The sequence below is a fragment of the Pseudoxanthomonas sp. Root65 genome (assembly GCF_001427635.1).
Lineage (GTDB): Bacteria > Pseudomonadota > Gammaproteobacteria > Xanthomonadales > Xanthomonadaceae > Pseudoxanthomonas_A.
This window is the reverse complement of record NZ_LMHA01000003.1, coordinates 124764-137755: the sequence shown is the minus strand read 5'-3', so window position 1 is coordinate 137755 and position 12992 is coordinate 124764. Positions and strand designations below refer to the sequence as shown.

10 protein-coding genes are annotated in these 12992 nt (G+C 67.0%); 6 read left to right on the top strand and 4 right to left on the bottom strand.

Going from position 1 to position 12992, the window contains the following annotated elements; all coding sequences use genetic code 11:
* Positions 1 to 5 precede the first annotated feature (5 nt).
* Entirely contained in the window at positions 6 to 2225 is a 2220-nt protein-coding gene (locus ASD77_RS15325) for a TonB-dependent receptor (protein ID WP_082563356.1), read from the bottom strand.
* Between the two features lie 170 nt (positions 2226 to 2395).
* On the opposite strand from ASD77_RS15325, the gene ASD77_RS15320 reads away from it, so the two are divergent.
* The 4 genes from ASD77_RS15320 (at position 2396) to ASD77_RS15305 (ending at position 8417) form a co-directional block, all read left to right on the top strand.
* Complete coding sequence (locus tag ASD77_RS15320; protein WP_055943902.1) at positions 2396 to 3799, top strand: GntP family permease; 1404 nt, start codon at positions 2396 to 2398, stop codon at positions 3797 to 3799.
* 98 nt (positions 3800 to 3897) lie between these two features.
* On the top strand, positions 3898 to 5769 hold the full coding sequence (locus tag ASD77_RS15315) for a DUF1800 domain-containing protein (protein ID WP_055943899.1): 1872 nt from the start codon (positions 3898 to 3900) through the stop codon (positions 5767 to 5769).
* Between the two features lie 8 nt (positions 5770 to 5777).
* Positions 5778 to 7262 carry a DUF1501 domain-containing protein gene (locus ASD77_RS15310; protein ID WP_055943890.1) on the top strand — a complete coding sequence of 495 codons (1485 nt, stop codon included), beginning with the start codon at positions 5778 to 5780 and terminating at the stop codon, positions 7260 to 7262.
* Between the two features lie 81 nt (positions 7263 to 7343).
* Complete coding sequence (locus ASD77_RS15305; RefSeq protein WP_156383681.1) at positions 7344 to 8417, top strand: hypothetical protein; 1074 nt, start codon at positions 7344 to 7346, stop codon at positions 8415 to 8417.
* A gap of 24 nt (positions 8418 to 8441) precedes the next feature.
* On the opposite strand, the gene ASD77_RS15300 is transcribed toward ASD77_RS15305, so the two are convergent.
* Positions 8442 to 9584 carry an NAD-dependent epimerase/dehydratase family protein gene (locus tag ASD77_RS15300; protein WP_055943884.1) on the bottom strand — a complete coding sequence of 381 codons (1143 nt, stop codon included), beginning with the start codon at positions 9582 to 9584 and terminating at the stop codon, positions 8442 to 8444.
* 28 nt (positions 9585 to 9612) lie between these two features.
* On the opposite strand from ASD77_RS15300, the gene ASD77_RS18200 reads away from it, so the two are divergent.
* Positions 9613 to 10131 carry a hypothetical protein gene (locus ASD77_RS18200; RefSeq protein ID WP_156383680.1) on the top strand — a complete coding sequence of 173 codons (519 nt, stop codon included), beginning with the start codon at positions 9613 to 9615 and terminating at the stop codon, positions 10129 to 10131.
* 133 nt (positions 10132 to 10264) lie between these two features.
* On the top strand, positions 10265 to 11158 hold the full coding sequence (locus ASD77_RS15295) for an SGNH/GDSL hydrolase family protein (protein ID WP_156383679.1): 894 nt from the start codon (positions 10265 to 10267) through the stop codon (positions 11156 to 11158).
* A gap of 124 nt (positions 11159 to 11282) precedes the next feature.
* Here the strand turns inward: ASD77_RS15295 and ASD77_RS15290 are convergent, their stop codons facing one another.
* Both ASD77_RS15290 and ASD77_RS15285 read right to left on the bottom strand, forming a co-directional pair.
* Complete coding sequence (locus ASD77_RS15290) at positions 11283 to 11552, bottom strand: hypothetical protein (protein ID WP_055943878.1); 270 nt, start codon at positions 11550 to 11552, stop codon at positions 11283 to 11285.
* Between the two features lie 87 nt (positions 11553 to 11639).
* On the bottom strand, positions 11640 to 12902 hold the full coding sequence (locus tag ASD77_RS15285) for an MFS transporter (RefSeq protein WP_055945000.1): 1263 nt from the start codon (positions 12900 to 12902) through the stop codon (positions 11640 to 11642).
* Positions 12903 to 12992: the final 90 nt, after the last annotated feature.

The following is a 12992-nucleotide window of genomic DNA, read 5'->3' as shown; positions in this document are numbered from 1 at the left end:
CGTCCTCAGAAGTCGTAGCGCGCGGTCAGGCTGTACTGGCGCGGCGGACCGTAGAAGCCGGTCAGCACGCCGTAGGCGGCGATGTTGTAGCCGGTGGTGCGGTATTCCTCGTCGGCCAGGTTGGTGCCCTGCAGCGACAGGCTCCAAGCGTCGTTGACCTTCCAGATCACGCCGGCGTTGACCAGCCCGTAGCCTTCCTGCTTGATCACCGGGCTCAGGTCGGTCGTCGGCCACACCTCCGACTGGTAGGAGTAGCCCACGCGCGCCGACAGGTTGCCGCCGCTGGCCAGGTCGGTGCGGTATTCCACGTTCAGCGCACCCGAGAACTCCGGCGCATTGGTGAAGTACTGCGTGTCGGCGATGTTGACGCCGCTGCTGATGAACTCGTCGTACTTCGCGTCCAGCCAGGCCAGGTTGCCGCTGATCAGCCAGTTGGCCGTCGGCAGGAACTGGTACTCCACTTCCACGCCGTTGACCGTCCCCTTGCCGGCGTTGGTGAAGTCGCCGAAGAAGCTCTGCGAACCGTTCGGCAGCGTGTACGAGGTGAACACCGACAGCTGGATGTCCTCGTACTTGTTGTGGAACGCGGACAGGTTCAGGAACATGCGCTGGTCGAGGAACGACATCTTGCTGCCGATCTCGAAGCTGTCGACCTGCTCGTCGTCGAACGGCTCGCCCGAGCGCGGCACCGCGGTGGTGTTGGCGCGGATGTTGTAGCCACCCGACTTGAAGCCGCGCGAGGCCAGGCCGTAGATCATGATGTCCGGGGTGACCTGGTAGTCCAGCGAGACCTTCGGCGAGACGTTCTTGAAGTTCACCGTCTTGTCGAAGTTCGCCGCCGTGCCCCACGAGGTGTCGTACTGGGTGCTGGTGTAGAAGCGGTTCAGCGCGACCGCGTGCTTGTCCTCGTCGGTGTAGCGCGCGCCGACGTCCAGCTTCAGCCGGTCGGTCAGGTCGAAGGTCCAGTCCGCGTACAGCGCGATGCTCTTGGTATTGACCACGCCCTGGGTATCGCCGAACAAGGGGTTGGTCAGACCGGTGGCCAGCAGCGGATTCCAGAAGTAGTTCAGCACCTGGCCGCCGGCGTCGCCGTTGAACCAGTACAGGCCCATCACGCCGCGCGCGCGACCGCCGCCATCGTAGTTGGCCTGGAATTCCTGGCTGACCTGGCTGTCGCTGTAGAACGCGCGCACGTCGACCAGTGGACGTGGCGTGGTGTCGAAGTCGATGTTGGTCTCGGTGTCGGACTCGCGCTTGGCGGCCACGTACTTGAATGCCCAGTTCTCGCTCGGCCGCCAGTTGGCGGTAACCGAGGCGCCCTTCATCTCGGTGTCGTTGATGTTCTTCATGCCGCTGCGGATGTCGTAGCGGTCGTCGGTCGGCGGATAGGTCGGGGCCAGCGGGTTCGGCGCCAGCATCTTCGCGCCACGCACGCCGGATTGGTCGTCCATGTAGTCGAACGCGATCTGCACGTCGAAATCGTCCTGCGAATACGCACCCAGCTGCATGCGCACGGCGTTGATTTCCTTGTCGCTGACTTCCTGGCCAGTGAAGGTGTTGGTGCCGAAACCGTCGCGGTTCATGCTCGCCACCGACACGCGGCCGCGCAGGCCGCTGTCCTTGCCGCCGATCTCGCCGCCCAGCGCCGCCTTGACGTCCAGCTGGTTGTAGTTGCCCACGGTGACCGAGGCGAAGCCGGTGGTCTCCTGCGGCAGGCCGCGCGAAATGTACTTGATCGCGCCACCGATGGTGTTCTTGCCGTACAGCGTGCCCTGCGGGCCGCGCAGCACTTCGATGCGCTCCACGTCGAACACGTCCAGCAGCGCGCCCTGCGGACGCGCGATGTACACGTCGTCCAGGTAAATGCCCACGCCCGGGTCCACGCCCCACAGCGGATCGGCCTGTCCCACGCCGCGGATGTAGGCGGTCACCGTGCTGGTCGAGCCGCGCGCGGCGTAGACGGTCAGGTTGGGCACCTGCGCGTCCAGGTCGCCCAGGTCCTTGATGTTGAGCTTGTCCAGCGTCTCCGGCGTGAAGGCGGTGACCGCGACCGGCACGTCCTGCAGGGTTTCCTCGCGCTTGCGCGCGGTCACCTTGACCGAATCGAGCGTGGTGGCGTTGGTGGCGGGCGCGCTGGCGGTCGTTGCGGCGTCCTGCGCCCACGCCAGCGGCATGGACGACAACAGGACACAGCCGATGGCCAGGCTCAGGTGCTTGCGCTTCATGGGTCTCCCCCTCCCGGGTATGACAGAGCGGCGGACGGATGCCGCCGATTGCAGCGAACACTAGGGCCGGGGCCGCGCGGGCGGCATCGTACCTTCGTACAGTGGGCCGGGCACCGGGCCGCTGCCGATACTCGCCGCACCGAAACCGGCGCTTGGCCGAGGAGTGCTGGATGTCGTTCCTGATCGTGCTGGCCGCGCTGTGCTTCCTGATGTTCGTGGCCTACCGCGGCTACAGCGTCATCCTGTTCGCGCCCATCGCGGCCCTCGGCGCGGTGCTGCTGACCGATCCCTCGCTGGTTGCGCCCATGTTCACCGGCCTGTTCATGGACAAGATGGTCGGCTTCCTCAAGCTGTATTTCCCGGTGTTCCTGCTGGGTGCGGTGTTCGGCAAGCTGATCGAGATCTCCGGTTTCTCCAAGGCGATCGTCGCCGCCACCATCAAGGTGGTCGGTGCGCAGCGCGCCATGCTGTCGATCGTGCTGGTCTGCGCGCTGCTGACCTACGGCGGCGTGTCGCTGTTCGTGGTGGTATTTGCGGTGTATCCGTTCGCCGCCGAGCTGTTCCGCCAGAGCAACATCCCCAAGCGACTGGTGCCGGGCACCATCGCGCTGGGCGCCTTCACCTTCACCATGGATGCGCTGCCGGGCACGCCGCAGATCCAGAACATCATCCCCACCTCGTTCTTCGGCACCACCGGCTGGGCCGCGCCGGTGCTGGGCACGCTCGGCGGCGTGTTCATCCTGATCGTCGGCATGAGCTACCTGGAATGGCGCCGCCGCGTGGCCGCGCGCAACGGCGAGGGCTACGCCGGCAACGACGAGCTGCGCAACGAGCCCGAGCCGTTCAAGGGCGACCGGCTGGCGCATCCGCTGGTCGCCATCCTGCCGCTGCTGCTTGTGGGCGTGGCCAACTTCCTGTTCACCCGCTGGATCCCGGGGTTCTACGGCGAAACGCAGTCGTTCGTGCCGGCGGTGATCGGCAGCCCGGCGCCGGTGGTTCAGGACGTGGCCAAGGTCGCCGCCATCTGGGCCGTGCAGGGCGCGCTGCTGGTGGGCATCGCCGCGGTCATCCTGTTCGCGTGGAAGCCGGTGTTCGCCAGCTTCGCCGAGGGTACGAAGAGCGCCATCGGCGGCGCGCTGCTGGCGTCGATGAACACCGCGTCGGAATACGGCTTCGGCGCAGTCATCGCCGCCCTGCCCGGCTTCCTGGTGGTGGCCAACGCGCTGCAGGCCATTCCCGATCCGCTGGTCAACGAAGCCATCTCGGTCACCGCGCTGGCGGGCATCACCGGCTCGGCCTCGGGTGGCATGAGCATCGCGCTGGCGGCGATGGCGGACAGCTTCATCGCCAACGCCAACGCGGCCGGCATCCCGATGGACGTGCTGCACCGCGTGGCCTCCATGGCCTCCGGCGGCATGGACACCCTGCCCCACAATGGGGCGGTCATCACCCTGCTGGCGGTCACAGGCCTCAGTCACCGGCAGTCGTACAAGGACATCTTCGCCATCACCCTGATCAAGACCGCGGCGGTCTTCGTGGTGATCGGCGTGTTCTACGCCACCGGTTGGGTCTGAGGCCGCGGATGGCGTGACCGGGCTGTGCGCGCGGTCGCAAACGGCGCGCGGCTCTTGCCCAATACTTCCCGCATTCCGGGGAAGGCAGGGAAATCCGCATGGCGTACTACACCGTCCCGTGGCGTCGGCTCTTCGCGCGCGGCTCATGGCGGCGCAAGGCCGTCACCACGCGCGCCCGTCTCGACGCCCGTGGGCTGGCGAAACCGCAGGCGGCCCCACCCAGCCTCGACACCCAGGTGCGCCAGCGCCTGAACCGCTTATACGGGTGGAAGGGCGGCGAGCGCGCCAGCCCGAAGGACACCACGCCGGCACCGGAAGCCGTGGCCCTCGAGAGCGGCGGCCGCGTGATGATGGGCCAGTCGAATCCGCGCCTGGTGACGATGGCGCGCCCGCCGTTCGCGGTGCAGGCGCTCAACAACCTCAGCTACGGCGCCACCGCCACCACGATCGCCGAGTTCAATGCGCTGGGCAGCACCAATCAGCAGCGGTTGGCCAACTACGTGGACTGGCAGCTGAACTGGGATGCGATCGACGACAGCGCCGTCACCAATCGCCTCACTGCCGCCGGCTACACCACGCTGAACAAATCGCTGGCGCAGCTCTGGGCCGACCACGTGGTGACCGATCCGGAATACGGCATCCGCATCCGTCCCGCCAACGAAGTGCAGCGCGCCGCCTTCGTGCGGGCGGTGCATTCGCGCCGGCAACTGCGCGAGGTGCTGGTCAACTTCTGGCACGACCACTTCAACGTGCTGGGCAACGAGTTCAGCACCGGCCCGGTGTTCGTGCACTACGACCGCGACGTGATCCGCGCCAACGCCAAGGGCAACTTCCGCGTGATGCTGGAAGCCGTCGCGCAGAGCACGGCGATGCTCTATTACCTGGACAACATCAGCAACTCGCGCTCGGGCCCGAACGAGAACTTCGCCCGTGAGCTGCTGGAACTGCATACCTTCGGCGCGGAGAACTACCTGGGCTTCATGGACCCGTTCCAGGTGCCGCCCTGCCCCGAGGATCCGGCCTACCCGATCGGCTACACCGACATCGACGTGTACGAGACCTCGGCTGCGTTCACCGGCTGGTCGGCGAAGAACGGCCACTGGCAGTTCCCCAGCGAGAACGACGGCACCTTCGTCTACCGCCAGTCCTGGCACGACGCCGGCCCGAAGTTCCTGCTCGGCATGCTGATCTATCCCGAGCAGCCCGCACTGAAGGATGGCCGCGACGTGCTGGACCGCCTGGCCAGCCATCCGCGCGTGGCCAAGTTCATCTGCAAGAAGCTGATCCGCCGCTTCATCAGCGACACGCCGAAGCAGGCGCTGATCGACAGCGCCGCGGCGATCTTCCGCGCCAACTGGCGCGCGCCCAACCAGATCGAACTCGTGCTGCGCCACATCCTGAACTCCGACGACTTCATCAACAGCTTCGGGCAGAAGAACCGCCGCCCGTTCGATTGCGCCGTCGCCGCCATGCGCACGCTCGGTGGCGACTGGACGATCCGCCCGGATCACGGCCGCAGCGGCGACTTCATGTGGCTGTACGGCTTCACCGGCCACACGCCGTACAACTGGCCTGCGCCGAACGGGTATCCGGACACCGGGCTGGCATGGTCGGGATCCAACTCGTACGCCATGACCTGGCGACTGCTGGGCTGGCTGACCGAGACGCGGGACGGCGAGGTACCGCTGCACCCGATCGTCGACACCACGCGCGCCAACGTACCCGTAGCCAACTGGACTGCGAACAACCTGGTGACGTTCTGGTGCACGCGCATCCTGGGTTACCAGCCCGAGGCCGCGCGCAAGCAGGCGCTGGTCGCCTTCCTGGCGCAGAACGGCGACCCCAACACCTACGTCATCACCGACACCAACACCTGGCAGGGCAGCGACCTGAAGCGGCACTACAACCACGAGCGCCTGCGCAGCCTGGTGGCGCTGATCCTGATGACTCCCGAATTCATGAGCCGCTGAGGCCTGCGATGACCGACTTCCGACTGACCCGACGCGAGTTCGTCAAAGGCTGCGGCGCAGCCGCCATCGTCGGCACCACCGGCGCCAGCCTGATGTTCGCCGATCCCGTCGATGCCGCCGTCAACAGCTACGACACCGTCGTGCACCTGTTCCTGCGTGGCGGCATCGATGGCCTGAACCTGGTGGTTCCCATCGATGGCGTGGACCGCGGCTTCTACGAGGAGGCGCGGCCCAGCCTGAAGATCGAGACCAGCGGCGCCTATGGTGCGCTGCCGCTCACGCTGTCCGGCGGCGCCGGCACCGGTTTCGGCCTGCATCCTTCGGCGAGCGGCCTGCGCGACCTGTGGAACGACGGCAAGATGGCCATCGTGCACGCCTGCGGCATGGCGACCACGGTGACGCGCAGCCACTTCGACGCGCAGCTGTACATCGACCTGGGCACGCCCGGAAAGTACGGCTCGCCGACCGGCTGGATGACGCGCGCCTGGGAGACCCGACCCAACGGTACCGGCACCCTGCCTGCGCTCGGCGTGGGCGGCACGCAGCCGGCCGGCCTGATGGGCGCGATCGATGCGATGACGATGAGCAGCCCCGGCGACTTCTCGCTCAACACCACCGCGTGGAGCTGGCAGCGCACGCGCAGCGACTCGCCCAACGGCCTGCGCGGTGTCAGCGAAACCGTAGCCTCGCTGTGGAACGGCCAGACCGGCATGGAAAGCCGTGGTCGCCGCGCAGACGGCGCGCTGCGCCTGATCGGGCAACAAGGCTACGCCAGCCTGCCGGCGACCTGGCCCAACAACAACTTCGCGCAGCAGCTGTGGACCATCGCGCAGACCATCCGCTTCAACCTGGGCCTGCGTTACGCCACGCTGGATCTCGGCGGCTGGGACACGCACGAGGGCCAGGGCACCGCAGGCAGCGGCTACCACTACTACCAGAACAAGATCGCCGAACTGTCCGCCGCGCTGGCGGCGTTCTATGCCGAGCTCAACGGCAGCGGCGAAATGGCGCGGGTGACGGTGGTGGTGCAGTCGGAATTCGGCCGCCGCGTGCGCGCCAATGCCAACGGTGGCACCGACCACGGCTACGGCAATCCGATGCTGGTGCTGGGCGGCCCCGTGAACGGCCGCCGCTTCTACGGCAGCTGGCCGGGCCTGAACCCGGAAATCCTTTCGCCCACGTTCGGCGACGTGCCGGTCACCACCGACTACCGCCGCGTGATGTCGGAGATCCTGATCCGCCGCATGGGCAACGCCAACCTCAGCCAGGTCTTCCCGGGCTATACAGGCTATGCCCCGCTCGGCCTGGTGCAGGGCACCGACCTGGCACCCAAGGCCGAAGGCGAGGCGACCACCGCCACGTCGATTCCGTCGCTGGTGGTGCCGGATGCACTGTCGCCCACGCCGGCGATGGACGCACCCACCGAGCGCGTCGTGCCGGACTGGCAGCGGCGCGGACCGGTGGACCGGATGCTGGTGCGAAGGGAGCGGTGAGGCCACTGCGCCTGTCCGGCTTGCCGGGCTGCCGGTTGTTGTGTTGAGCTGGAAACTTCAAGGAACTCGCGAAGCAGTGGCATGGATTCCAAGCGCAACGCACGCATCGGCCTCGTCCTCGCATTAGTGCTGCTGCCCGTCGCCGCCGGTGTCGGCTGGTGGAGCGGGCGTGCGAGTCAGTTGCAGGCAGAAGCGACACCCGCACCGGTCCCGGGCCGTGCGGAGACAGTTCCCGGCACTTCAGCGGCGAGCACCGCAACGCCAAGCGTTCAACCAACCGCGACAGCACGTGGATCGTCCGGACCGCTGCCCCCCCTGTATACACCGTTGCGGGAGGCATTGCCCGAGTTGCGTCGACGCGCCGATGCGGGCGAAGCCGGCGCCGCCTGCCGGTTGGCGGCGGAGATGGACCACTGCGACAGTGTCCGTCAGCGCCTGGAGCAAACGGCCAACGTGCTGACGTATTCCGCCAATGCCGCGGAGCGGGGACCGGCGCCGAGTCCGGAAGCCGAAGCCCGTCGGCGCGCGATGCGCGAGGCCATGGTCAAGCGCAGCGAGCAACTGCTCCAGGAAAGCACGCACTGCGAGGGCGTACCCGCATTCGCCGCCGGCGAGCGCGTGCGCTATTGGCGGAGCGCGGCCTTGGGAGGAAGTGTGCCTGCCATGCGCCACTACGCGATTGGCAGCCCGTTCCGGCGCGAAGACATGCTCAGCAACCTGGAAGCGTTGCGCGTGTATCGACAGGAGGCCGAAACGATCGCCCTGCGTGCGGTGGAAGCCGGCGATTTCGCGGTCACGATGACGTTGGCCGGCGCCTATTCGCCAGCGCGACGATCGGAAGGAGGGTCGCTGCTCAACCAAGTGGTGCAGCCGGATGCCGCCAAGGCCTGGGCACTGCTGGAACAAGCGCAGAGCCTGATGGGCCAAGCACCCGGACAGGCACCCAGCGAGCGCCAGCGTATGCGTTTCGAACGTCAGTTCCGCGAACTCGAAGCTGGCATGGACAACGCCACGCTCGCGCATGCGCGCAACCTCTCCGCCCAGTATCGGCAGGCGGCCCCCGTCGCATTCGGCGTCAACCGACCGCGGACTCCCGGCGCACCGACACCGACCAGTGCCACCGACGCGGCGCGCAGGGAATGCACGCCGCCATGAACGACGGCGTGCGACGGGCTTGGCTCACCCCTTCCGCGCGTGCCACGCCTTCAACAACTCCGCTTCCTTCTCCCGCGTGATCCCCGCATTGAGCTTGGCCTGCCGTTCCGCCGGCAGGCCGCGGAACCACGCCAGCAGGTCCTGCACGGTGGTGGCCAAGGGGCGGAAGGTCAGGCCGGCGGCGATGGCGCGCTGGTTGCTGACCGAGCCGTAGCCGGCGTACTCGCTGTCCTTGGACGGCACCCAGATCGGCAGGCCGACCTGCTGTTCCTGCAGGAACGTCGGGGCCACATGCGTCAGCGTCATACCGCCGCCGGTGACCGCCTGGCAGCCGTGCAGCATGGCGTCCATCGACAGTGTGTAGTCGGGGCCGCAGGCGTTGAACACGCCGGTGGTCTTGGCTTCGGCCAGACGGATCATCCACTCGCCCAGGTCGCGGCCGTCGATGATCTGGATGGGATCGGCGCCGTCGCCCGGCACGAGGATCTCGCCGCCCTGCGCTACCCGGTGCGGCCAGTAGGTGAAGCGGTCGGTCTCGTCGCGCGGGCCGACGATATAGCCCGGCCGCACGATGGTGACGCTCTTGCCGAACTGCTTGTGCGCCTCGGCTTCGCTCAATGCCTTCAGCGGGCCGTACAGGTTGCCGATGTCGGCACGGAGCGACTCCTGCGTCTCGGCCATCGGGTCTTTGCCCTTGTACTGCGCCAGCGCGGACGTCTCGGTGATGCCGGGCTTGCTGCCGTCGGCATAGACCGAGATGGTGGAAATGAAGAGGTAGTGGCCCACATTGCCCTTCAGCACCTGGCCGGCATCGCGCACCCAGAACGGCAGGCTGGTGGGGTTGTCGATGCAGACGTCCCACTTTCGCCCCTTCAGCGCGGCCAGGTCGCCGGTGTTGCGGTCGCCATGCAACTGTTCGACCACGGCCGGCCATTCCGGCGAGGGTCGCTTGCCGCGGTTGAACAGGGTGACCTTGTGCCCGCGCTTGAGCGCGTAGTCCACCTGGAACGGGCCGGTGAAGCCGGTACCGCCCAGGATCAGGATGTTCAGGGGCCTGGCGGCCTTGCCGACCGGTTTGGCCTCGCTGGCGGCGGACGCGAACGACGGCAGCGCGGCCGCGGCGGCGGCCAGTGCGCCCAGCTTGAACAGGTCACGACGGGTGGTCATACAGTGCTCCCCAGCAACGGACAGGAGCGTGATAGATAGCACCGGCGCCGACGCCCTACCCCTGCCGGAAGTCGGTGTGACTTCCTGTGCGTCCGGCGCGGGCACGCTCACGGACGACCTGGGCCTGGCGCCCGGAGCAGGTTCCATGAGGTTTCCGACCCGGAGATGCGCGGATGCGGCCGGTCGAGGGACGGGGCGTCAGGCCTTTCTCGTGACCCTCCCGGCCCAGGACCGAGTGCCGACCCCGTCGGCACGAAAGATGGCCGAAAACATCCAACGCTGGATCTTTTCGATGGAACGACCCATCAAAAACATGCAACGCCGGATCTATTTGATGGAACGACGCATCAGAAACATGCAGCGACGGATCTTTTTGATGGAACGACCGATCAGAAACATCCAACGACGGATCTTTTTGATGGAAAGACCGATCAGAAACATCCAACGACGGATCTTTTTGATGGAACGATGGATCAAAAACATCCACTGCCGGATCTTTTTGATGCAACGGCCAATCAAAAACATGCAACGCCGGACCTTTTTGTGAGAAGAAGGGCGCAGGATCGGGCCGGGATCGGCGCTCGGCGGTGTCGCCCCATCGGTCCCGCGGCGGCTGCCGCGGCCGCCCTCACCTTTCCCGCGCGTTGGTCCGTGGAACGTCACCCGAGAGGAGAGCCGCGATGTCCGCTTCGCAGTCGTTGATGACCACCCGCCGCGGCGAGTTCCGCACGCTGTACCGCGCCCTCGCCCGCAGGCCCGCCGCCTTCGCCTCCACGCCCATCGTGTTCTGCGAAGGCGATTCGTGGTTCTCCACGCCGCTGGCGATGAACCTGCTGGACTGGCTGGTGTTCCCTGCGCCGGAGGACGAGAAGAAAGGCGTGCCATTATTCGGCGCCGGTGGCCTGTTCTTCCGTACCGAGGACAGCGGTGACCTGGCCCTCGACATGTTCACCGCGCGTGGCATCCGCGACCTGTCCACCTGGTACCGCGGCTTCGCCTTCGATCTGGTGCTGCTGAGCGCCGGCGGCAACGACTTCGTCGATGACTTCCTGCAGAGCACCTTACGTGGCGCCGCGCCGATGAGTCCGGAGGCGGCGCACCAGCGCGTCGTGGCGACCGGACGCTACGCCGAGGTGCTGGCCCGCTACCGCGCCTTCGTCACCGCCTTCCAGGCGATCCGGCCGCACACGCCGATCCTGGCGCACACCTACGACTACCCGCGCGAACTGGGCCGGCCCGGCCGGCTGACGCTGGGCAACGTGGGCGCGGCCGCGCTGCTGAAGAAAGGCGTGGGTCCGTGGATCGGCAACAAGGTTGCGCACGTGCTGCCGCGCATCGAGCAGCAGCGCGAGTTCGCCCGCCTGCTGATCGACGGTTTCGTCGACCACGTGCTGATTCCGCTGCGCGACGACCGCACCACCGGCAAGGTCTTCGACTTCGTCGACCTGCGCGGCGTACTGAGCCGCGGCGACCAGTGGTTCGACGAGATGCATCCGACCAGCGCGGGATTCGCCGCGCTCGCAGCGAAGTTCCGCCAGCAGATGCGGGCGAAGCTGGAGATCAAGTTGGGGTGAGGCTTCGTAGGATGGGTTGAGCCGAAGCGGCTTATCAACGGGAAGCCGCGTTCGACTCTATCCATTCTACGGGCTTCGCATAGCGGAAGTACCCCATCCTCCACTTGAGATGGTGCAGAACACGTCAGCCAAAGTCGCACCTCAAATAGATGGCATAGCCGAACATCAGAAAGCCGACCAATTTGATGAGCATCGTCGCCACATTCTCGGCGCCGCGCCGATTTGCCAACACCAGACTGGCGAGAAACGCCGTACCCGCGAAGGCGAACCCAGGCATGAGGTCATAACGCTCGGGCGTGGAGGGCACTGGAGGAATCAGAAAAAAACATGCGACCCCCAACAGAAACAGCTCGAAGGCACGCAAAACCACTATCGACATCTGCTTGCTCTTCATTGGGACAAGTCTCTAAGGACGTCTTCCTCGATGCTCCTATCCAGCGGGAGGCCCGTCAATCCCTCACTAGACCCTACGAACGGCCGACTAATGCCACGTATCTTCCAGATACCGCGGCCGGCAAGCCAGATAGCCGCCGATCACCAGGATCACGATACACCCACCGAGGAACGCCATCGGCAGCGTCCAGCCGTGGGTGTAGTCGTGCAGCAGGCCGAAGGCGAGCGGACCGGCGCAGGACAGCGAGTAGCCCACGCCCTGCATGAAGCCGGACAGCGCCGCCGAACCCTCCGGCGTGCGCGTGCGCAGGTTGATCATGGTCAGCGACAGCGGGAACGTGCTCGGCCCCAACCCGAGCAGCGCGACCCACAGCGCCGGTGCGGCCATAGGCGCCAGCAGCAGGCCGGCGAACGCGACGAAGTAGAAGCCCGCACAGACCACCACCACGATGAAGGGATTGCGCATGCGCACCGCGATCAGCGGCATGCTGAGCGACGCCACCAGGCCGAGCGTGGAGAACAGCGCCACCATCGTGCCGCCCAGCGCCGGCGTGCCGCCGGCTTCCACCAGCAGCTTCGGCAACCAGGTGAACATCGAATACGTGACCAGCGAGGTCATGCCGAACATCAGCGCCATGCCCCACGCCACCGGTGAGCGCCAGGCGCGCCCGATCGGACGCGGCGCCGCCAGTTCGGGCGCTTCGTCGTCGACGGTGACCGCGGCGTCATGCATCCGCGCGAGCGAGGACGTCCGCTGTCGTTCCCGCCACAGCACCAGGCACCACGGCACCGCCGACGCCGCTGCGAACACCGCCCACAGGCCCAGCGAGATGCGCCAGCCCGCGGCTTCCATCACCGGCACCGCCACCAGCGCCGGCAGGATGGTGCCCGCCTGCAGCACGGTGATGTACAGCGTGCTGACCGTGCCCACGCGATCGGCGAAGTAGCGCTTCACCAGCGGCGGCAGCACGATGTTGCCGATGCCCATGCCGGCCAGCGCGGTCAGCGAGGCCGCCATCAATGCCGTCGTGTCGCCCGCCGCGCTGCGCAGCAGCAGACCCAGCATGGCCAGCAATATGGCCAGCAACGCCGTCCGTTCCAGCCCGATGCGATGCGCCAGCGCCGGCGTGGCCACGCCGAACAGCGCGAACGCCGCCGTCGGCAGCATGCCGAACACGCCGGTCATGGTGGCGCCGAATCCGAACGTCCCGCCCAGCATGTCGAGCAGCGGCGTCAGCGAAGTCACCGCCGTGCGCAGGTTGAACGCGGACAGCACGATGCCGAGCAGCACCAGGCCGCGGCCGGACCAGAGGGAAGCCGGTGCGGCCGAATGGGTCTTCTTGGAATCCATGGCCGCCATTATCGGTGATGGCATGCGACAGGACGTCGCAACCACGGGGACGATGTGTCCCGACCACGGCCAGCCGGTATGCTGGCAGCG